The 22881-nt window shown below is 45.0% G+C and carries 18 protein-coding genes, 2 pseudogenes and 1 riboswitch; of the genes and pseudogenes, 9 read left to right on the top strand and 11 right to left on the bottom strand.

The features are described from left to right. The 6 genes from CZ379_RS25925 to CZ379_RS04065 form a co-directional block, all read right to left on the bottom strand. Positions 1-251 (bottom strand): hypothetical protein (locus CZ379_RS25925; protein WP_199925444.1); only part of this gene is annotated, 251 nt, incomplete at its 3' end. A gap of 140 nt (positions 252-391) precedes the next feature. Beyond that, a complete protein-coding gene (locus CZ379_RS04085; protein WP_110930442.1) occupies positions 392-838 on the bottom strand; it encodes a GtrA family protein in 447 nt (148 codons plus the stop codon). Beyond that, entirely contained in the window at positions 828-1838 is a 1011-nt protein-coding gene (locus tag CZ379_RS04080; protein ID WP_110930441.1) for a glycosyltransferase family 2 protein, read from the bottom strand. The genes CZ379_RS04085 and CZ379_RS04080 overlap by 11 nt, the downstream gene beginning before the upstream one ends. A 52-nt stretch (positions 1839-1890) precedes the next feature. Continuing rightward, on the bottom strand, positions 1891-5889 hold the full coding sequence (locus CZ379_RS04075) for a phospholipid carrier-dependent glycosyltransferase (RefSeq protein WP_110930440.1): 3999 nt from the start codon (positions 5887-5889) through the stop codon (positions 1891-1893). 584 nt (positions 5890-6473) lie between these two features. Beyond that, entirely contained in the window at positions 6474-7847 is a 1374-nt protein-coding gene (locus tag CZ379_RS04070; RefSeq protein WP_110930439.1) for an NCS2 family permease, read from the bottom strand. Positions 7848-8040: 193 nt separating this feature from the next. Beyond that, positions 8041-8140: riboswitch (purine riboswitch) on the bottom strand. Between the two features lie 453 nt (positions 8141-8593). Beyond that, positions 8594-10075, bottom strand: coding sequence for a copper amine oxidase N-terminal domain-containing protein (locus CZ379_RS04065; protein ID WP_110930438.1), 1482 nt, complete (start codon positions 10073-10075; stop codon positions 8594-8596). A 191-nt stretch (positions 10076-10266) separates the two neighbouring features. Here CZ379_RS04065 and CZ379_RS04060 point away from each other — a divergent pair, with 191 nt between their 5' ends. Together CZ379_RS04060 and CZ379_RS04055 are read left to right on the top strand one after the other, a co-directional pair. Next, on the top strand, positions 10267-10734 hold the full coding sequence (locus tag CZ379_RS04060) for a hypothetical protein (RefSeq protein WP_110930437.1): 468 nt from the start codon (positions 10267-10269) through the stop codon (positions 10732-10734). Continuing rightward, complete coding sequence (locus CZ379_RS04055) at positions 10734-12236, top strand: S8 family peptidase (RefSeq protein ID WP_110930436.1); 1503 nt, start codon at positions 10734-10736, stop codon at positions 12234-12236. The genes CZ379_RS04060 and CZ379_RS04055 overlap by 1 nt, the downstream gene beginning before the upstream one ends. 897 nt (positions 12237-13133) lie before the next feature. Here CZ379_RS04055 and CZ379_RS25910 read toward each other — a convergent pair. Continuing rightward, positions 13134-13286, bottom strand: coding sequence for a hypothetical protein (locus CZ379_RS25910; RefSeq protein ID WP_199925441.1), 153 nt, complete (start codon positions 13284-13286; stop codon positions 13134-13136). 16 nt (positions 13287-13302) lie between these two features. Further along, a pseudogene (locus CZ379_RS27125) lies at positions 13303-13620 on the bottom strand (peptidoglycan-binding domain-containing protein); the annotation flags it as partial. 87 nt (positions 13621-13707) lie between these two features. Here CZ379_RS27125 and CZ379_RS04045 point away from each other — a divergent pair. The 7 genes and pseudogenes from CZ379_RS04045 (at position 13708) to CZ379_RS26570 (ending at position 17950) form a co-directional block, all read left to right on the top strand. Then, a complete protein-coding gene (locus tag CZ379_RS04045; protein WP_110930434.1) occupies positions 13708-14016 on the top strand; it encodes a YolD-like family protein in 309 nt (102 codons plus the stop codon). Positions 14017-14347: 331 nt separating this feature from the next. Continuing rightward, on the top strand, positions 14348-14938 hold the full coding sequence (locus CZ379_RS04040) for a TetR/AcrR family transcriptional regulator (protein ID WP_199925440.1): 591 nt from the start codon (positions 14348-14350) through the stop codon (positions 14936-14938). A 10-nt stretch (positions 14939-14948) separates the two neighbouring features. Then, entirely contained in the window at positions 14949-16340 is a 1392-nt protein-coding gene (locus tag CZ379_RS04035) for a DHA2 family efflux MFS transporter permease subunit (protein ID WP_110930432.1), read from the top strand. 244 nt (positions 16341-16584) lie between these two features. Next, positions 16585-16975 (top strand): annotated as a pseudogene (locus CZ379_RS04030) (AraC family transcriptional regulator). Continuing rightward, positions 16858-17157 carry a hypothetical protein gene (locus CZ379_RS25905; protein WP_199925466.1) on the top strand — a complete coding sequence of 100 codons (300 nt, stop codon included), beginning with the start codon at positions 16858-16860 and terminating at the stop codon, positions 17155-17157. The pseudogene CZ379_RS04030 and the gene CZ379_RS25905 overlap by 118 nt, the downstream one beginning before the upstream one ends. Continuing rightward, positions 17150-17608 (top strand): ExeA family protein, encoded by a 459-nt coding sequence (locus CZ379_RS04025; RefSeq protein WP_110930431.1) that lies wholly within the window; start codon positions 17150-17152, stop codon positions 17606-17608. Before CZ379_RS25905 ends, CZ379_RS04025 begins: the two co-directional genes overlap by 8 nt. A gap of 6 nt (positions 17609-17614) precedes the next feature. Then, positions 17615-17950: a hypothetical protein gene (locus CZ379_RS26570; RefSeq protein WP_110930430.1), complete on the top strand. Its 336-nt coding sequence runs from the start codon at positions 17615-17617 to the stop codon at positions 17948-17950. A gap of 288 nt (positions 17951-18238) precedes the next feature. On the opposite strand, the gene CZ379_RS04015 is transcribed toward CZ379_RS26570, so the two are convergent. The 3 genes from CZ379_RS04015 to CZ379_RS04005 form a co-directional block, all read right to left on the bottom strand. Beyond that, the gene (locus CZ379_RS04015) at positions 18239-19774 is read right to left on the bottom strand and encodes a GH35 family beta-galactosidase (RefSeq protein WP_110930429.1); all 1536 of its coding nucleotides are present in this window, start codon (positions 19772-19774) and stop codon (positions 18239-18241) included. Between the two features lie 484 nt (positions 19775-20258). After that, positions 20259-20720 (bottom strand): discoidin domain-containing protein, encoded by a 462-nt coding sequence (locus tag CZ379_RS04010; RefSeq protein ID WP_110930428.1) that lies wholly within the window; start codon positions 20718-20720, stop codon positions 20259-20261. Positions 20721-20854: 134 nt separating this feature from the next. Continuing rightward, positions 20855-22861, bottom strand: coding sequence for a beta-galactosidase (locus tag CZ379_RS04005; protein ID WP_110930487.1), 2007 nt, complete (start codon positions 22859-22861; stop codon positions 20855-20857). Positions 22862-22881: the final 20 nt, after the last annotated feature.

Genomic DNA, 22881 nt, shown 5'->3' with positions numbered 1-22881 from the left:
GGCTTCGGCGTCTTTGTCGGTGTCGGCGTTGGCGTTGGCTTCGGCGTCTTTGTCGGTGTCGGCGTTGGCGTTGGCTTCGGCGTCTTTGTCGGTGTCGGCGTTGGGGTCGGGCACCATCCGGATATTTCGATCTCCGGTTCGATTGAACTCTCATGTAGTTGGTCTACCGCTGCAAAAGCCGTATTCGCCGTGCCCAGCGTTAATCCAGCAGCAAGCGTTGCGGCAATAACTGTTTTGGCCTTGCTCCTCATTAGCCCCACTCCAATACGATAATAATTCACACTTCCTCAATCCATTTTTATTGGGTTCCCTCTTCGCTTATGCCTGTTTACTTTATTTATATGAAAATTTTCTTCCACAATTAAGGAATCAAACAATAATTAATCCGAATCTATGCCTCCATTTTCTCGTTAAAATAAGCTTGTTTCCCAAAAACCCACTTTCGGCTTCCTATAAAATTCACAATTACGGTGACAGCCGTTACCAAGAGTTTAGATATCAGAGGAGGCAATCCAACCACAGAATTCAACACAAATAGCAGAGTTAAAGAGAGCGCAAGGACACTTAAATTCAAAGCCGCAAACCGAATAAACTGCCTAAGATTAAAAATATTTTGCCGCCCCTGCGCACTTACTTTGTCAGCAAACGTGATTTTCTTATTCAAGATGTAACTATTCGTTGTTCCTGCCGCATAAGAGATGGCCTGTGCTCCAAGACTGCCCACTCCCGCAAAAAGCAATAAAGTAAATAACGTAAAGTCAATAGCGGTATTTATCAACCCTACGGCATTGAATTTAAAAAACTGCGCTGCAACACGTCCGCTATTGTTATCCCGCATATTCCTCCACCTGTTCCCTCATTCCCTCCGCCGCATACGATGATTGGGCCACCGAACCCGCCCCCTCACGCTGAAAGCCCGTGATCTCCCTAACGATATATAGCGGCCTATCCTTGGACTCATCATAAATACGACCGATGTATTCTCCCATCACGCCAAGCAGCATGAGCACGATGCCGTTAAAGAACAAATTGATTGCTACGATCGAGGCCCAGCCAGGAACCGTTCCCAGTTCAAACCACTTTTGAATCAACACGACGAACAGGTAAATAAAACTGGAAAGCGACAGCATAACCCCAATATATGAAGCAATCTTTAACGGCTTATGGGAAAAAGAAGTGATACCATCAACGGCAAAGGAAACCATTTTCCGCAAAGGATACTTCGTTACGCCTGCATAACGTTCATCACGCACGTACTCAATGCTCGTCTGCCGAAAGCCTGCCCAGCCGACCAATCCACGGACAAACCGATTCTTCTCCTTCAAGCTCTTCATAACATCGCATACCTTCCGATCAATTAAGCGAAAATCGCCAGTATCTAGCGGAATATCCACCTGCGTCATGCTGCCGAGCAAGCGATAAAACAGCAGCGCCGTTGTTTTTTTGAACACACTCTCGCCCTTACGCTTAATACGCTTGCCGTAGACGACTTCATAACCTTCCCTCCATTTGCTCAGCATCTCCAAAATAAGCTCGGGGGGATCCTGCAAATCCGCGTCGATGATAACGACACAGCCGCCTGATGCATAGTCCATGCCAGCGCTAATTGCTACCTGGTGACCGAAATTCCGGGAAAATTGAATCAGCTTGACGTTAGAGTCTTTTTTACAAATGTCCTGCACAATCTGTACTGTGCTATCCCGGCTCCCATCGTTAACGAATATAATTTCATAGCCCTCTTCCACACAGTCCATGACCTTCTTCAGACGATAATACGTATGCTCGATAACTTCCTCTTCATTGAACATCGGTACGACAACGCTGCAGCATATATTCATAACGCCCCTCCTTAAGCTTATAAATCACAATATCAACCTCTGCCCGATCCACTTAGAATATCCATGACGGGAACCATCTTAGAACATGCTCTACGTAGCCCGAAGGAATCTCCATTCCTGAAAGGACAGGATAGAACATGGCGAACAGCAGCACGGCAGCACCCAAAAATGCGTACCTTACAAACCTGAAACGAGGCCATTTTTGCTCGGCAACGCTTCCCACATATACAATGGCCACAATTACAAACGGCACCATGGCAAAATAGTGATACAGGAACGTCTCCCGCGTAACAAGCATCCAAGGAACGTATTGCGCGAGGAATGCGATCCAGATAACATACTTCCCGGCATCCCTGCGCTTTAATGTCAGCCAGAATGCCGCAGCCATAGCGACTATACCCGTCCACCAAATCAAAGGATTGCCGATCGTAACAATGCTTGATACCATTCCCGCAGCCAGACCGCCAGCTTCCCCCTGCGCGCTGTAGAACCATACCGGCCTTTTCATCAGGGGCCATTCCCACCAAGGTGAAGCGAAGGGATGACTTCCTACAAGTCTGCTGTGATAATCGAACATATCTTTTTGCGCCTGGATTAGATTCCCTAAATGAAAACCGCCTTCTGTAGCAGCAAGAGCAGGAATGTAGCTTAACGTGTAAATTGTCGCAGGTATCAGGACAAAAAAGATACAGCAAGCCCCCAGTGTAATGAATGCATTTCTCCAGAACCCTTGCTCAATGCGATGGAACAACTCCTTATGTTCTGGATGTTCTGGATGCCCTAGCTCTGCTCCATTAGTAGCGGCTCTTAGGCTGCGCTTGGCAGCAGCATATTCTTTGTAGCGGGCATGCAAGGACAGGAACAGCATGATCGCAAGACCAGCACCGCCGTATATCACGATCCATTTCGTAGAAATCCCTATTCCAAAAAACAATCCCGACCAGAACAGGGGTATGAGCGTCTTGCCCAGTGACTGCTTATGGAAGCTCATGTTGAAATAACGATTCATCCCATAAAACATCAATAGAATGAAAAATACAGCATAAACATCAATCGTTGCGATCCGGGTTTGTGCAAAATGCATAAACTCAACGGCAAGGAGCACCATAGTCATGACTGCAAACTTTCTCTGTCCGAATAGCTGCAGGGCGAACCTGTAAATCAGCGGCAGCATTGCTGCCCCGAACAAAGTCCCCATAATGCGCCACCCAAAAGGATTCAGACCGAACAACTGCATTCCAAAGCCGATCAACAGCTTGCCAAGCGGCGGGTGTGTTGTTTCATACGGAGGCAAACGATGCCAATATTCATATGCTGTTCTGGCATGATATATTTCATCAAAATAAGTGCTGTTGAAAAATCCAGGCTGATATACCGAAGTAGATGATTCATCAAATAACAAAGCGCTCCTATCACTCGCCGTTCCTTCATCCGTCTCCTCGTATATGCCGGCAATGGATATAGGTTGAGGATCACCGCCATTAAGGCCAGCTTCATAAAAGACCATTTCGTGTAGAGATATGCCCGGCTTCTCCACCATTATTCTCACGTATCTTGCCACAGCGTCGACCGGTTCGCTTTTCCAGGCAAGGACAGCTCCGATATCATCCGGAATGTCTATGGTCTTTTCCCATTGCGAAGGAGTGCTTCCGAATTGTATTTTGAACTCGCCCGTAGATGCGCCGCCAAAATAGTTTACCCATTCCACGGCTTTGCCCTCGCCGAAATCCATGTAGAAGCTAGTGGGCTTCGTGGGCTGCCATGCTGTAACCGGGGCTTTCCCTGCACCCAATTGATACAGAGCAAGCACCGTATAGAGCGCGGTAATGAGACCAACGAAGAGCCAATCTTTGCTTTGGAAACGAATTTTGTATAGATTAAATCCCTTTCCTTTGCCTCTGGCAGCAAGCTCCTGTAGAAGCAGTATGTCGGAGGCTTCGCGCCCGGACTCGGTTTGATGCTTGATTGGCAGGCGTTTTTTTTGTACGTAAATGCAATAGCCTACTATCAGCATGTAAATCAGCAGCCCTACGTTGGCGAGCGAACACAGCAGGACAATCCCATCGTTGCCCGGACTAGTACCAAGGTTCAGATGCCCAAGAACATAGGCGACATTCACATACTGCGTCAAACTGAAACCCAGATATAAGTAGAGCAGCCGGCGATCCCGGGTATGGATGAAGCTGAACAGGGACAGCAGCAGTGCCGGGAACATGTAACGTTCATGCATCTTAGTCCCTAAAACGAACACAATGACGATGAGCGACAGAGCAATAAAGTAGCTTTTGGATAAATCCCGCCCCCGTTTTCGGAGGAAAATATAGATGGCATAAGCTACCGCCGCCAGAATGAAGAGCAGTCCCCAAATGCGGAAGGAAAGCAGCAGCCAGTTGTTGTCGAGGGGAGCCCAGTTATGGCCGAATAGCGCATATAAATTAAATGCATTGACCGTAGCATATGGGTAAGAGGCTAAGGTCGTTTTATATAAATCAAACAGAGCAGGCAGGCCGCCGTTGTTCCAGAAAAACGGAAGGGCCAGCAAGGCAAACGCAACTCCCCCCAGAAGTACGCTGATGGCGACTCGTCTCCATGATCGGTAATATAAGAGAGCAAGAAGCCACACTGGCGTAAAAATAAAAGTCTGCGGTTTAATGATGGCTGCAATTGCAAACCACACTGCTGATTTTTCCAAGCGCCGTTCGCTTAAAGCGGTCAATGAGCTAATCAGGAACAAGACGTAGAACGAATCCGCTTGACCCCATCCTGCTGAGTTAATAAGGACTGCTGGATTGAACAGATACATGACGGATAGAGCCCACCCGAGTCTAAAGCCGAACTTGCTGCCGCCCGCACGGTAAACAATATATCCGGCAATGATATCCGCGAGGATCGAAGGCAGTTTAAACAGGAGCAACGTTCCAGGAGCGCCATAATCTAGTCCAAGCCATTCCTGAACTATGCCTAGAACATATAGAATGTAGATGTATCCCGGCGGATAGTCCGCAAAGACTCCTTCACTGTAAAATCCCCCTAAGCCTTGCTCATTCGCGTGGCGTGCCCAGCTCATGAAGGTGTTCATATCCGTCTCAAACCCTCGCACCGCAAGTCCCATCCATATCCTGAGCAGCAAACCGGCGACCAGGGCAATTGCCATCCATTGAGAATAAGGATTACTACTTTGCTCTAAGGGATGCTTCTGCGAAATCAATCTTTGATATAGCCAAGCAAACAGAACACAAAACAGCGCAGACCACAGCATTATAGGCAGAATTGGAACGTGCTTGCCCGCTGTGTCGCTTGGATTCTCAGTCCCAACTTGCCCTGCGCCATTTGGCGCTTGCCCGCCAGCGGTATTTGGCCCATTGTCAGTGCCTGCATCACCAGAGCCGTCTGCTATTTCAGACATAGCGGCTCCCGCCCCCGGATCTCCGTGCGCATTATTCTTCTTATCCGTTCCAAGCGGCAGCGCTGTCGTTCCATCTGGTAGTTGATCCACCTTCACGGCGGTAATGTCATCAAACAGGGCTTTGCCTGTATTCAATCTCCCGTACCCGCCGATAGCAGCAGCTATTTTGAACTCCCTTTGCTCCGGCCCCGTCGCCCCGTAGAACTGTATTCTCTGCCAATTTGGAGATGCTTCCTTAATTTGCGGGAACAGTCCTCCAACGCCTAACGGAAAAACATTTGCGCCAATTTCGCCGTCTCCCAAGCTCAGCACCTTGACCCAGGCAGTAATTAAATAATTGGAGCTGGGCTCTGCCGGGATACTCTGCACCCATTTGGCATGATCCGGCTGTGAGCTTTCAATCCAAGCCGACCATTCTCCGCTATGCGCGTCGTCCTGTGTTACACCAAATCGGCTCGCCCCATCCGCCTGAGACCAGCGATCTGTCTTCCACTGTTCCGGGCTTGCCCCATCCCCCCGCTCAAAACCAGGATTTTCTACAAGCTGCTTCTCTACTGCATAAACCCATTCAGACCGAAACTGCACGAATAACATAAATAAGCCGACCACGAGCAGCATGACTACCCGCTTCACAATACTTGGCATGTCCTATTCCACCCCATAAGAGATTGATAAATCCAAACGGCGAGCTGAAACTATGGTGAGTTGGAGACTGCAGCAAGCTGGAGAAACAGCAGGCTGAGTATTAGAAAGCCGAGCAACAGCAAACGGAGCAATAGCAAACCGAGCACAACGGCATTTGGAGCAACAACAAATCGATGCAGCGGCCATAAGAGGCACCAGTTTGCTGGGGCCACTCTCTTTTCTAGCAAGAATTCATATGTTTGTACCAATATACGTACAGAATCAAAGATTATGACTACAATTCATAGTTTCAGAGCGCCAAAGCGAGTTCGTGCTCACAAACTAGGCCAGCCGTATTACGTTGCGGTATGAAGATGAGCTGTAACATGTGCCATAAATCAGCTGCATGAATATAGAAATATAGATTTAACTAACTAAGCTGATGATTCTTGCGCTGCCAGCCAGCGCCCCAGCCCTCTTTTCAATAAAACAAAAAGAAGGCCAGCCGCATAAGCGACCAGCCTTCCTCACGATACTATTCAAAATCTATTTTAAAAGCTGTTTTAAAATACAATTCAAAGCTTTCAACCGCTCTTCAGGCCGGTTTACTCCGCGCCTAGGAAGATATATCGGCAGAGCACAAGAACGGCGAGCACCCACATTAACCAGTGAACTTTAACCTTCTTGTTTGTAAAGATGCTGCTGCAAGCGCCAAGAACAACGTACGAGATAATACCAGCCGAAATACCGTTAGCGATACCGCCCGTAAACGGCATAAGTACAATCGTCAAGAACGCAGGGAATGCATGAAGGAAATCATCCCAATCGATATTGCGGACTTGTCCCATCATCAGCACGCCAACGATGATCAGCGCTGGCGCCGTAGCCGCAGAAGGTACCACGCCTGCAAGCGGAGCGATGAACAATGCAAGCAAGAACAGAATACCTGTCGTTACGGCTGTAAGTCCAGTACGACCGCCTTCGGCTACGCCAGCTGTACTTTCGACGAAAGCTGTGATCGTGCTCGTACCGAGAACCGCACCGGCACTGACGCCAGCAGCGTCAACCAGCATCGCTTTACCGATTTTCTTCTCGCCTTCTTCTTTATTCTTCATCAATCCGGCACGAGTTGCTGTACCTACCAGAGTACCAAACGTGTCGAACAATTCAACGAAAGTGAACACCAATACGATTTCAAACAATCCCAGCTTGAGCGCGCCCATAATATCGAGCTTGCCGACAGCCAGCTCGTTTACATTCGGAAACCAGCTTGCACCGGACAATCCGCTGACATCGGTCACGCCCATCGGAATACCGATCAACGTCGTTGCCACGATGCCGATTAGCAAAGCGCCCTTGACGCGAAGCGCCATTAGAACGGCGATCAGAATTAGGCCAATCAAAGTCAACTGCACACCCGAATTGTGTACGAAATCGCCAAGACCCAAGTTAAAGAAGCTTCCTGGCACCTGTTGCGTAAAGTCTTCAACAGGTCCGTTCAGACTAATACCAATGAGGTCGCTCATTTTGAAACCGATAATAGCTACGAAAAGGCCGATACCGACCGTAATGGCAGACTTAATGCTTTCCGGCACTGCCACAAGGAGCATTTGGCGAATTTTCGTTACCGTAAGGATCAGGAAGATAATACCTGAGATGAAGACAGCACCTAGAGCCGCTTGCCACGAAATTGCTCCGTTGGAGCTGAGAACGACGGTCATGAAGTACGCATTCAGACCCATGCCCGGGGCAAGCGCAATTGGAATGTTAACGAACAATCCCATAATGATCGTAATTAGACCCGCGCCGACCGCAGTAGCAAAAAATACACCGTCTGAAGGGATACCCGCACCACCCGGGCCCAAGAACAGATTGTTCACGAACAGGATGTAAGCCATCGTCATGAACGTTGTGATACCTGCAATAATTTCCGTTCTTACATTTGTGCCGTGTTCCTTAAGTTTAAAGAACCGATCCATGGTTAATGATTCCTCCTTAGTATAAGTCGGGAACGACAAAAAGCCCGGAGTGACTATCCATCCCCGGGTCCCGTGCTGAACAGAAGATATCGGAGCCATACTTTCAACTGGAAAACGGCATTAACAATGAAGTCAGCCGACCGCATATACGTTAACTTCCAGCATATCCGCAGCCATTCCAATCGCAAGCATGTTCCAATGCTCTTCTTTTCGTAGCCAGATCATTACGGTGACCTCGTAGAGACTTCCGGGCCAATCCCCGGAATTATACGAAAAGCATCTATTTAAATTGTCGAATATTCCCGTACAAGTCTTCGTTCAAAGACTTATTACATGACTTATTCTAGGCTTGAAGTCTCAGCTTGTCAACAGAAAAAGCGAATATTTTTAAATCAAATCATATAAATTGTTCGTGATTTGTTGAAATCTTATTCGACATGATTCTATTAAAAATGACAAATTCCACCTTTCAAGCCATAAGGGCATCAAGAACCGTCTAGGATAGGCTGGAAATAGCTGCTTTTACTTATCGGTGTGAATTGAAATATAGTTGCTAAATTCTGAGAGATGTACAATATTATCAAATTAGTAAATTCAGTTTATAACACTATAGTATAGTCGGAATAGTTTTATAGAACATTGGGAGAATGCCTTTCTAAGTTGTATTAAATACGAGCCCTAGAATCGATTCTAAGGGCTGGTTTTTCCCTACAATGTATGAGTTCAGTGTGAATTCGATCGACCCGTTACTTTTTAATAACGACTTCTGTATTGTTTACATATGCATCGCTGGCTTGTGCAATATCTGTGAAGAAATGAAGCGGTACAAACGTATTTCCATCTACAATTACTGGTGCAGTACCAAGCTCAACAGGAGCCATTTTAGCGAAAACGTAGGCGTCTTTTCCCACTTGTAAGGAGATCGCTTTGCCGACTGTAATTCCGCTTGTTTCATCATCCCAACCGATTTCATAGCCTAAAGCTTCTACAATTTCACGAATCGGCACCATAACAACACCATCTTCATTTAAAAATGCGGCGGGTGCTGCAATTGCTTTACCATCAACATTGAATGTTTTCTTCTCAATTGGAGCAGCTTCTTCTTCCAACACGACAATTCGGATTGGCGTCGTTTGAGCTGGCAAGCTTCTCGTTGTGATACCATACTCTACAAACAGCTTTTGATTTTTTAGGCTGCCTTCATACGCTTTACCCTCAGTAGTCAACACCTTTGAATCTTCACCAATCTTAAGAACGAGATCGTTAGCAGCATTTTTAAGCGTATTGTCAAAACGGTCTACAAGTATGTTACGCTCTTCCTTGACAAGTGCAATCGCTGCTGCATTATATTGTGGCGGATAGATCGCTAGCATTGGCCCTTCGGCGTTGTAGAAGGCGGTAATCTCAGCACCAACTTCCAATTTCTCATCAACAAATGTTTGTTCAGAAACGTTCAGATATACTGTGCTTTCATCTGCAAGTTGAACTTCGACGAATTGCAGTTCGTTATTCTTGCCTTTTGGATTAATCGATTTGATTGTACCGCGAACTTCTCCAAAAGCAGCTTTCGCTTCGGTTTTCTCCTCCACAGCTTGTTCTTTATCCAATACAATAATTTGTACAGGATTTGTTTGAGCTGGAATGCTGCGGGTAGAAACCGTATAAGTAACAGCTAGCAGACGATCGGCGATCTCCCCTTCATAAGCCGTTCCATCAGCTGCAATAATATTTGTATCTTCTGATAAAATAAGCTTCAACGTGTTGCTCGCATTAACCAGATCGGAAGAAAAACGATCTACGACCACTGTGCGCTCTTCTTTCACAGCTGCCATCATAACTGCGTTATATTGCGGCGGATAGATGAGAAGAGCAGGTGCTTTCTGATCAAAGAAAGCCATCATCTCCGTACCAACAAGGAGTTCATCCATCATATAAGTTGTGTCCGAAACTACGAAATTAGTAATGCTATCATCAGCAGATTTCATAGTTACCAGCTTTTTATTTTCATTACCGACATAATCCGAAATTTCTTGAATGATGCCACTAATGGCAATAAACTGTTGGATATGCGCTTCCTCTTGTTTAATGGCTTCAGAATGAATCAATTTAGCTACCTTCACAGAAGTTGTTGATGCTCCGTTTGCAGCAGATACCATGCCTGCGGCTGACATGGACAATAAAGCGACGGATAGCGAGCTTACTAAAGTTTTCTTAAATGTTTTTTTCATGTTGTTGGTCTCCCTTCGTGTAGGTATTCAAGTTGTTCTTGCTTTCGTGTGTTGCACCTATGTAAACGAGGGATGATCCGGAAAGGTTGCACTATTCATTATAAAGTTGCAAAAATGACTGATTCGTTTTATTACGGAAAATAAATGTAAAAATCTAGCCTAGAATGCATTATTTCCGAGGGAGAATTATTATGAATAAGATTACACGGTTATTATTGTCTCTTTCATTAACAGCAAGTCTGGTGTTGCCGTCTTCTGCATTAGCAGCAGAAAACGGGTCAAACCCTAGAAAAAACTCACAATTTATATTTGAAAATGAATTTGGAAACAGCTGTAAACAAGCCACACCTGTGCAGATGTATTCGAATGTTACAGGTCATATCGATCGATTGCCTACGGATCAGGACTTTTATTCACTGAACCTTCACGAATCTCATAAGATTAGTTTTATGTTACAGTCACTGGCCAATGAGGTTATCCCTAATCTGCGTCTGGAAATTTTTGATCAAGACATGTTGCTTATCCAAAAGTCTGAGCTTTTGTACGAATATCCATTCTTTGAAAAGCAGCAAATAAACGTATCCCTGGTCCGGGACACTATTATCTCAAAATTTATAGCGACCAGGTTCCAAGTACTGTCAATCAGCCATACAATTTAATGATCGTAGATCAGACCGAATTGCCCCAACCATCAAAAGATATACAGGTTAAAAAGCTTTCACCCATACAACAGTCCGAAGTAACTGAGAACGATGTGTACAACTATATTGCGGAACACGATAAAGTATTGAAACAAAATGGAGAATGGTATCAAAATTGGCTGCAGCATTTTGATGCGGACGATTCCCTATATAACGACCCTATGCTGAAATTCCAGTACCATCTTTCGCAAGTCAACGCATTTGTGGCATGGGAAGAAACGATGGGAAATCGCGAAATCATTGTGGCGGTGATCGACCAAGGCATTGATACGGCAAATCCCGAACTAAAGAGCAATTCTTTAGAACTGAAAGATGTTAGGGAAGTAAGTGAGTTTGGCAATGTGAAGATTGACCACGGCAATCATACGTCTGGATTTATCGCAGCCAAAGCTAACAACGGCGTCGGAGTAAGCGGTATAGCACCTAATATTACGTTAATGCCTATCAATGCGTGGGATTCTATTGGCAAAGATCGCACAGAGCAATCAACGGCTGACGCGATCAGATATGCGGTTGACCATGGGGCCAAAGTGATTTCGATGAGCTTTGGTTCCAATGGTTTTGCTCCTGAACAGGAAGGAGATTCCCAAATCGTATATGATGCGATCAAATATGCCTACGAGCATAATGTAGTGTTGGTGGCTTCAGTATCAAATTTTGCAATGGATAAACCAGACTACCCCGCAAGATATCAAGAGGTTATTGCTGTCGGTGGCATCAATGGTAATGATGAATTGTGGAAGGATTCCAACAAGGGTGCTGATATTGTAGCTCCTGGAGAAAATGTGCTGTCACTCGGAATTGATGGTACATATAAAACGATATCCGGCACATCAATGGCTGCACCCATCGTGTCTGGAGCAGCAGCGCTTATATTATCTAAGAATCCAGAGTTATCAAATGATGAAGTTATGAACATTTTACTCGACTCCGCTGAAGATTTAGGGGATAAAGAGGTATACGGCAATGGCAGACTTAACATTGGCAAGGCTTTGAAGATGACCCCTAAACCAGCTAAACAAGAACACAAGTTTAAACACCTTGAGAACAAATGGTATAAAGATACAGTGATCGATATGTACAATCAAGGTGTCGTTGATCTAGAAAGAACCAAGCAATTAGAGGAAAATCTTACTGTAACCGATTTCAGTGATATGATTATAAAACAATTTGGAGTTATCGATATTAATAAATTGCTGACGGGCTCCATGTCATTAAATCTTGATCAACCTATGGTGAGACAGGATGCCTTCCAGTTGATGTACAACATGTATCAATATTTATATGGACAAGCTGGGCAAGATCAGTCCATGATAACATTCTTAGTCAATCATAACATCGTGAAAGGCAGAGGAAATGGAAATTATGCGTTGGGGGAAGAGCTAAACTGCTCAGAAGCTTTACAGTTAATTTCTAATTTTGTCTTGTTACAGATAGAGGATTATGAATATCGTGCATAAGGATAATGGAACCATCCGCTACATCATGAATCACTGAGTCGATTATAGCTTTTGGGTCACGTGCTTTCCAATCTAATGTATCAACGGTCCATAGGATCACAGGCGTATCAGCTGTGCTGCTTATAGCATCATTCATCGCACCAAAAGGTGGACGGAACACGGTTGGCGCCTGACCTGTCACTACCATCAACATGCTGATCATTTGCAGGGTTTTCCCTTGTATCATTTATGACATCGACTTGATGGCAGCCTTTAAGATCAAATTTTTAAACATCGAGAGAAAAAATAATGGTTTTTTTCTCCTTACTAGTCTCGAAAGAAACCCATGGGAACAACGCCCCTAAACGTGCTGAAGCATGTCTTAGGGGCGTTGTTAGCTTGGGATTTAGCAACGATGAACCGCAGGATTATAATTCTTTTTTATTTCTCTTTTTAAACTTCACGTCTTGGCTCAAGCATATTTGAGACAAAAAAAGCAGCCCTGGATAAGCTGCTTTAGACTAGCTTATTCTTGGATTTTCTTAGCAATTTCTACTTAAGGCTCAAAGTTTTTGCTATTCTCCTCGCCAACAGCAGCAATTGTAAAAATGTGTTTATCAGTAAAGACGTGAAAACTTCTACACCTTGATCTGCGTCGGTTGATCTAAATCATTTTGGGAGAAATTAACCTCCGTACCATCTTGAAGAGTGTAAATTGTAAAAAGTCTAAGATTATCATTTTGGTAGCTTCTGAGCAACTGTCTCTTTTTGTTCTATAACATTAAGAGTGGAGGAAGATGCTCTAAAAGCAGCTACCTCATTTCCAACCAAATTCGGAACAAAGTTTTCTTCTACCGGAACGTTTACATCTTTAAAAGGATCAACATTTTCTTCTACAGCAGGAGCTGGTATCACCTCTTAAACCGGATCTTCAGCTTCTACTATTTGTTGCTCTACAACAGCTGGCTCAACATCAAATTCAGTCTGCTGCGCATAAGAGTTCAACACAAACCCACCAGCTCCTAAGATAAGGGCACCTGCAAGAGTTGCAATAACAATTTGCTTTTTCATTTGTTAGCCTCCCTAATTAATAGACTGTACCTGAAGAAACTTTACTGAACATAGGAAGATAGTACACGGAATAGGTCATAGACGAATCTGTAGCAAAATAATTGGCCGAATAGGTTGTACTACCCTGCTGGTAATAGAATGAAGCAGCTGTTTCGTTTACAACATAGTAACTCATCTTGCCCCATGTAGCTGACCCCGCCTTGCCATCAGCAGTAAGATTTTCACGTTCTTGATTTTTTTTCACTCCTGATGTAGTGCCCGATCCAAAGCTTCCATCGATAGTTCCTACCGTTGTCTGGTATCCAGAAACCCAGAGATTAGCCTGTAGCGCTCTTACATAACCTCCACTAGAGCGAGATTGAACCGTAGGGAAGCCACTGAAATCCTATGCAGGGGCAATGTTTTTTGGGAGTCATCTCGAATGATTATTCCAGAGCACCGAGAAGCTATACAAAAGCATGGGAAGGAAATTATTAAGCGCAAACGTATTGAACACGATGATCAACAAAAAGAGCAGATAGCACGTTTTATTACCTATGCTCATGTAAACCGGCAGCTGGTTAATCTGCAAATGTATGACCCTTATGAAGATGTTCACGTTATTGGCCTTATCGAACATTTAGACAGCAGATCCGCGCGATTTAAAGTGAATGGTGACTGGTACGTTTTATCATCGAATGTTTCTAAGATGATTTCGACCCCAGGATATTTGGAAAATTCCGTGTTATGACGTTCCGGAGGAGCATCATTTCTGTCTATTAACTTGAAAAAAGGAAAAATATCACTCCAATTGCAGATAGAAATATGACGATTCTCTTAATGGATTTCATTATATTCCACCTGACCGCATTCACATATTTCTGAAGCTATAATATTCAAATTATACAATTGTATGTATTGTTAAAGCAGCAGGTGGTGATTATAGGAAGAACGTTAGCTGTTGCCCCATATTTACAATGACAATTCGGAACTATCGTTAGGTGCAAAGATTGACATTATCACTTCATTGAGATACATTAATGTTAGTCGCAACTAACATTTTTAAGGGAGTTATAATGGCCATGCGAACAAAGGATCGAATATTGCACGCTGCCTGCATAATGATGGCAGAAAGAGGTTATCAGAATGTGACGGTCAAAGAAATTGCCGATCGAGCCGGTTGCAGCGAAATGACCGTGTTTAGACAATTCAAAACGAAACTGGGTATTTTGCAAGAGCTCGTCACCGCATATTCATATATTCCTTTTTTTGATAATATGTTCAAAAATGAATTGACGGGGGATATCGAGAAGGATCTGGAGAAAATTGCACGCGTGTATTTGAGCTATATGCATAAGAACAAGCCGATTTTTTTGATTGCTGTGCAAGAACGTGGGAACCTTCCGGAGTTACTGGACAGCATATCCAAACAGAACACACAGCAACTGCAAGGTTTACTCGCTCAGTATTTTGAACAGCTTATGATAGCTGGGAAGTTGAGGTCTGTTAACGCTCAGGAGAAAGCTATAGATTTTCTCACTACGCTATTTGGTTTCTTCGCTTCTATTACATTGTGGGAAAATCATTTTCTGCACGATCGAGAAGAAGCCTTTATCGAAAGTGTGATTGACACGTTTCTAAATGGGATTTGCTTAACGGCGACTAACGAATAGGAGAACGAACATGGATATTTCAACAACACAACGGAAACTAGTAGTCACGATCTTGTTGTCGGCCGCATTTATATCGATCTTGAATCAGACATTATTAATGATCGCAATGCCGCCAATTATGGCAGATTTCAAAATCAAAGCCAGTGAAGCGCAATGGCTTACCACTATTTATTTGCTGACGAATGGGATTTTGATACCGATTACGGCATTTTTAATTGGGAGGTTTTCCAATAAAGCGTTGTTGTCAGTCGCACTGGCTTTATTTAGCGTGGGAACCCTCCTCGGAGCCTTCGCTTCAAACTACACTGTTTTACTGGTTGCGCGTGTCATTCAAGCGGCTGGCGCGGGCATTATTATGCCGCTCATGCAGACAGTTTTGCTGACTATGTATCCTAAAGAGAATCGCGGCGCTGTCATGGGCATGGCTGGACTGGTGACAGGCTTTGCACCTGCGATAGGACCGACGTTGTCAGGATGGCTGATCGAACAATTCACATGGCGTTATTTATTTTATACGATGATTCCCGTATCTATTGTTGTTCTGATTATGGCTCTATTTATGATGAAAAATGTAACGAAGAAACAACCCGGACAATTTGACACATTGTCAGTCATCTTATCATCGTTCGGTTGGGGCGGTTTGTTATACGGGTTCAGCGTTGCCGGTTCAGCAGGATTTGGGGATACCATTGTATGGGTGTCGCTTGTCATTGGTTCGATCTCTCTAGGCGCGTTCATTTACAGGCAATTGAACATGGACAAGCCTATACTAGAGTTTCGGGTGTTTCAATCTAAAGTTTTTACAATATCGACTTTGTTGTCTGCCTTGGTCTATGTGTTAATGATTGGTTCTCAAATTTTATTAACTTTCTATGTTCAAAATGTTCGACAAATGTCAGCTTTAGAAACCGGATTTATGCTTCTACCAGGTGCGTTAGTTATGGGCTTCTTCTCGCCGCAGGCCGGCAAGATTTTTGATAAATTCGGAGGGAAATGGTTAGCGATCATTGGATTTGGCTTAATTTTAATCGGAACCCCAGCCTACGTATTTCTCTCGATGGATACTTCTATATGGTTCATCGCATTCCTGTTCAGTTTAATTTCACTCGGAGTTTCTATGATCATGATGCCTTTAACAACTGCTGGCATGAATGCTTTGCCTATACATTTAATGGCGCATGGCACTGCGGTGAGCAGTACGCTTCGTATGGTTGCAGGTGCGATTGTATCGGCTTTGCTCGTAACCATTATGAGCAGTGTTATGAATCTCTACGAAAAGCTGCCACTTACAGAATCCATGTTGTATGGGATACGCATGGCCTTTGTCGCTGCAGGTCTTTTAAGTTTAGGAGGATTTGTGTTAGCGCTGGTTTATAAAGAAGCACCCAGAAATGCACGTTAATTTAACGTGAGATGACTATCCTCCGGTAAGAAACAACCTGGGGGATAGCCATCAATTTTAGTTCAAACTCTATGATGCTTCATGAGCAGTTTCCATATAGTCCGCAAATGCTTCTACCCTCAATGGTTTGCTGTAATAGGGGGCGCTAAGTTTGATTCCTTTGCTAAAAAGGTCAAGTGGTTCGGCTATAAGCTTCCCCTTGCTGTAGATACCGCTAACTTTCCCGAAATAACGCCTAGCCTATATGCGGCAAGTGGGGTCATATGGCCCTGCGAATATTCAAGCTATGGAAAGGCTAAAGAAATGGGCCAAAGCAAAGGATCTGCTCACCGAATCCGCAATATTATTCGGAATTCCGCAGGATAACCCTGAAACAACGCCTCCGGACAGCTGCAGATATGATGTATTGTCATTTCCAAGGATTTACCTAACGATGACTCTGTTCAAAAAGGTGAGCTTTCTGGCTGGGAATATGTCAGTGCAGAATCAAGTATACTGCCGAAGAGATTGAAAGAACATGGCAGGAAATTTTCCCTGCATTGCACAGCAGAGGATACCAAATAGACAGCAGCAATCCGATTTTAGAACGGTACGCGCGGGGAATATTTACGAGGGTCACGAACCGTGGAGGGTAAAGGAGCTTGCAATCGGAGAACGTGCCGGAAAGCGTCCTCCACTTCCAGACCATCTTCAGCCAGTACCAGCGGAATCGTCAAGGCTGCTAAGTGCTGCCGAAGTACAGAGTCATCACCGCCGCGCCGTGCAAGTGCCGGCCGTTAGTTACCGTAAGAAAGGTAAGGTGAATGGCGATGTTTGAGACATTCTACGAGCTTAGCCGTTCACCGTTCTCCAGGGACATCCCGCCTAGTGAGTTATATGAGTCGGTCATTTTGGAGGAGACGCTGGGACGTTTAGAATATGCGGCAGAGCGGCAATGGTTTGCGGTCGTTACCGGTGACTGCGGTACCGGAAAGACAACAACGATTCGGTGGTTTGCAGAAGAACTGGATCCTGCGAAGTTCAAGGTGCTCTATCTGTCGGATTCAAAGCTGACACCTCGGCACTTCTACAAGGGGCTGCTGGAACAACTCGGTTGCGAGTCGAAGTTTTATCGCGGGGATGCGAAGCGTCAGTTGCATCGGGAGATTGAGCTCATGCGGGGAATTCATGGATTGCAACCCGTTGTGGTGGTGGATGAAAGTCATCTTTTGGACCGCGAGATGCTAGAGGAAGTTCGCTTTCTACTAAATATCAAGATGAATGCTTAGAGCCCAATGGCTCTCATCCTTGTCGGGCAAAGCGAACTTTGGGATCGCTTCAATTTGCAAGCCTATGCCGCGATTCGCCAACGGATCGATCTGCAATGTAAACTTCCTCATTACGACCGAGCCCAGACTGGAGCTTACATCGAGAGGCACATGGCTTACGCGGGTGCGGAACGGGACATCTTCACCGATGGAGCTATCGACGACATCTATCGTTTCTCTAGCGGAGCAGCTAGGCTAATCAACAAAGTATGCACTCATTGTTTGCTCTACGGCGCACAGAACAAACACCGAATCATTGACGATCATATGGTTAAACGCGTCATCCAGGGAGAATTGTCATAATTCTCCCTGTCTTATACCCAGAAGTGGTCAGGTTAACCATCTATAGCAGGACAGCTTACACCGTCAATCTCCGGACATTATGCACTAGCAGTAACACTATTCCTGTCTGTATAAAAAAAAAGCGATCCATGCCGGATCAAACCGTGTCTATAGATCGCTGTTATATATTTTTTTGTTTAAGACCGTGTTTCCCCAACCTGAAGCCCCTTTATATGATTCTCGCCTCTAGCTATCTTACGCTTTAGTCGTATCTGGGCAAAGTCACGTCGGTCTCAGCGATCTATTTTCTTATTCATATTGATAAAGTTCCACTCGATGAATTTCAGGGTCATTGCCAAGCTTGACGTGATACGCACCTTCATCCCCGTTCAAAACCCTACCTCTCTGCCAACTATCATTTTCAAACTCACCTTCTTCAATTCGAATAATGCCTGCTTGTTTGCATTCGTTACGCTTAGGTAAGAAGTTTACGGTATAGCCATAGCCTGCCAGAAAGAATTCATTCTCACCTGTCTCAATGACGATACCTCCCGCAACAGGCCTTCCCACTTCAGGCGTATCAAATGTGATTTTAATGTCATATTTATTAAAGGATAACAAGCAACCTTTTTCTCTATTCTGCACGAATCCTTTCATTGCTCCAGTACCGTTATAGCGCTGAATCAATCCTAGCATATTGCCGAGCAGCCTATAACTCTTAGCGAGATAGGGCCCCGTTCCATTTAATATAAAACCGGATTGCTCAATATTTAGCGCCGACATAAGGGAGGCATCCGCCTCGTCCACATGTTCTGCAAGGAAATCCTCAATTCCAAATGGAGAGAACCCAATAGCATCATGCTGGCCCAGTGCATAAAACACATTAGCGGCCGAAACCAGATCTCTTCTCGCCTCCGGAATGAATAGCGGGTTCCCATTGATAGTGTATTCCTCGCAAATCTCATTAAAGTTAGGTAAATAAATATCGGGGGCGTAAATGGAAATTGTGGGCGCAGCTACCTTCCAGACTTTCATCATTTTCGCTATTGGTCCTCCGCTAGGATACGAGCCCGGTATCCACGGAAACTGTTCCAGCCAAGCATTTACCATCATAGGGAGTGGATAGACCTGTTGACCTGCACTCGCTATCCTTTCCACTGCGCAAGCATAATGATAAGCCATAAAGGTCTCATCAGCATCCTCGCCGAATGCTTCACTCCAAGTTCCTTCCACTCCAAACGCATTAGACAAACATTCCGGAACTTGACCACTGAACAAGTTGTCCGCTTCTTCGGAAAAGTCTCGCGTAGCACCCAAAAATCCAATTTCATTCTCAACTTGCATCATAATGACCGTATGTTCTTCACCATCCACTTCCCTCAAATGAGACATAAGACGCTGGAATGCTCGGGCATCAGCTTCGACGGCCGCTTGACACAGTGGGGAAATTGTTTCCGACGCTATTTTACCTGGATATTTTGCACGAAAATAGGTTAGATGATCTCTCTTCACCCAAGAAGGGACGTAACTTGAAAGTCCATTTTTCCAAAGTCCGAACCAAAGAAGCACAATGCGTACTCGTTCCTCTCTAGCACGGGTAATAATGCCGTCAACGAGTTCAAAGTCGAATGTCCCTTCCACAGGCTCAAGCAACTCCCAATAAACCGGTACAATAACCGTGTTAAGATGTAGTCCCCTTAAATAAGGCCACACTTTCTCGTCCATGTAACGAAGATTAGATGCGCTGGAATTATGAACTTCTCCGCCCAGAGCTATATATGGTTTTCCATCCACGTAAAGCCTAGTAACGCCTGCTTCATTTCTTAAGTGGGGTATAGGTTTCATTTAGCTATCTCCTCCTGATATTTTATTTCAAGACCAATACCAGATGACATGAACTACGTCGAATGGCACCGCTGGCCGGACGTTTTCGCAAAGGATACGGGCTCAATCCTAACCGGCTAATTTTCACCAGAATCACTACATTGGTCCTTCTCTCGCCCGCTTGATCATGCTCGATATTGTGTTTTTACTCGATTACTGCAAAGACTTCCCCCTCGGTGATCCCCTTTTCATTAAAGGCATCAACCCTGATATATAACGGCTCACCTTTAATTAATGCACCGATCGCGACTTCATTACGGCCCAATACCATATAACTATGGTACAGTTTATCTTGCGCAAAGCCCCACAACACATTGTAACCAACGGCATCTCCTTGATTCCAACTGACGACAAGGTCAAGTTCACTTACTAGGTTGGTCTGAATTCCGGTTGCCCTCTCAGGAAGTTAGCCCTCACCTATGCCAAATACCCGTAGGCCGGAGACTCACGCCGCTTGGTTATAAGGTAGTTCATTAACCATACATCGAATGTACCGGGCTTTAATCCCGTTTTCTCTTACGTTCAGATCATGCGATAAGTCTGTATCAACATCCTCGATGATAAAGTACTCACGCCCATCTACCGATCCTTCTAAAAGCCATCTTGTATAATGTTGATGTCGATCAATGTAACGCCGTACAGGAACATCTCCAAAAAATTCAGCACCTTCAGGTGGTGAAGTGGTCAATGTATCGTCTGCAAAGTTAACATGAACTGCAAATACATCACATTCATATAAGAGGTCGACTTCAACCCATTCGCCAGGTTTATTAGTTGCCGCCCTCCACCAGGTTTGAACGTTTTCATCAGTAGCCTTGGACGCTTCTCTTCCTTCTATACAAGAAGATGATGTAGCCGGTTTGCCATACGAGAGGAGCATCCAATCCGGGTCGCGCCAAGGATTCATAGCGGCCTGTTCGATTTTAAGCAGCCAGTCGCCATAACGCTGGTTGCAGAAGAGCTCCCCATCCTAATCAAACCCTGCTGGCCACAAACCTATCCTTCTCTCGAAATTATGATTTACACCTCCCCCTAATGTAATTAACATTTAACTATACGCATTCCCCAAGGCTCAATTTCGACTTCTTCGCCTTGTTTCATTTCTTCACTAGACAACAACTCCGTACCGTTTTTGTAAGGATAGATAAAAGTTTGCGTATCGTCGGAGTAGTTAAAAAAGAAACGTACAGTATCTCCTTCTATACTTTCGCCCGTCTTTACAATAAGAGGGAACGCCAATTGTTGATCTGTCCCCCATAAACCTGCCGCCTTGACAGCTTCCTGTAGGATGCGACGCATTGAAGAAGCATCGAACAGGCCACCGATGTAAGTCGCCAAACCTTTGCCGTAACGATTACGAGTCGCCGCCACATATTGTCCCCAATGCTGATGCACGTAGGTAGCGAGTACCTCCACCTCTTCCGAGACAGGAGTCAGCAATTCCATAAAGCTTTCGACAGTTCCGACCCGTGCCGTTTCGTCGTTAAACATCGGACCGGCAAGTCCTACTCCTTTGGGTTCAACGAACATATTGTACGTTACACCACAGGCTTCGGAGATGATGCCCGGCTGACTTGTTGTCCTCACCTTCACCATATCGTCTGCAAAGCCACTCTTGAAGGAGTAGACGACATGGCCACCTTTTGCCGTATAAGCATTCAATCGCTCCAAAGCTTCGTCCGTCACGGCGTAAAGCGCAGGCACGACGATCAGTTTGTATTCGTCCAAATTATCGAAATTCGGTTGAATAAAGTCGCAGGACACATTCATTTTATAAAGCTCATCGTACATCCGGCGAACGACATCGTTATACGTTCGGCCGTCAGGAAGCTTAAACCATTCCATCGCCGTTAACGCTTCGTTACTAACCATGACGGCCACATGATTCGTTTTTTTCAATCCGAGCAATGCACCCGATAGCCTGGCAAAATCGCGCCCTATCGTAACGGCTTCGTTATAAACGGGATTGGGCTGTAGATCGTGACTCAACAAGCCTTTCCAATAAGTCTCGAATGAGTTATGGATCGAGTGCCAATGCCAATAAGCAACCATGGAAGCGCCAGACGCTATATGACTGAATGCAAGCAACCGGAGTTGGCCGGGGTATGGCGTCCAGTTTGGAAATGCTTGTGCCTGTGTTTCAAGAACAAGATAGTTCGATCGTTTCAACGAACGTGCCATATCTCCGCCAAACGATACCTCGATACCGGTCAGTTCGCTTTGCGACGGATGGTAGATATCAACACCGGCAATGTCGAATGGTTTCACGGCTTCAAAGTGATCCACCGACGGCTGTATGCCGTAAGAATGACCTCGCCAATCGAAGTCGAAGTTTTGCGTTACGAACTGGTGAGGTTGTTTATATTCGTTAACGATGGCAACCTGCCATGCAAGAAAGTTTGTGACAAGTTTCCTCTGAAAACGCGCAAATTCTGCACCTAAGCTGCCGTTAATCGTGCCAATGACAGAGGGGAAGTCCTCCCAACTGTTGATGCGATTGCTCCAATAGTCCAGGCCAAACCGCCGATTGATCTCATCAAGTGATCCAAATTTCTCTCGCAAGTATTTGACAAATTGAAGCTGTACGTTTGGACCTGCCGTGTTGTAGTGCTTCGTTTCGTTATCTGTCTGAAAGCCGATGACGGCAGGATGACCAGCTACTCTCGAGATCAGCATACGGATAATCCGCTCCGCATAAAATAGATACACCGGGTTTGTAATGTCCATAATTTGCCTGGCACCATATTTCCCCGGCCCCAGCGGCGTTACGGCAAGGACTTCAGGATGCTCCTTTACCATCCAAGTGGGAACCGCGTATGTTGGAGTTCCAACAATCACACTTATGTCTGCGGCATGCATCGCGTCAAGGACACGATCCACAGAACGGAAATCAAATACGCCGTTCTGCGGTTCGTGAGTACTCCATGTCGATTCCGCGATACGAATCACATTAATACCGGCTTTCTTCATTAATCGAATATCTTCATCCAGTCTGTCGCAGGGCATATATTCATCATAATAGGCAACACCATATAGAAGTTTTCTAATCATTTCTTAGTAGCTCCTTT

The organism is Paenibacillus bouchesdurhonensis, assembly GCF_900155685.1.
In the GTDB taxonomy this organism is placed as follows: Bacteria; Bacillota; Bacilli; order Paenibacillales; family Paenibacillaceae; genus Fontibacillus; species Fontibacillus bouchesdurhonensis.
This window is presented reverse-complemented; position numbering and strand designations above follow the sequence as displayed.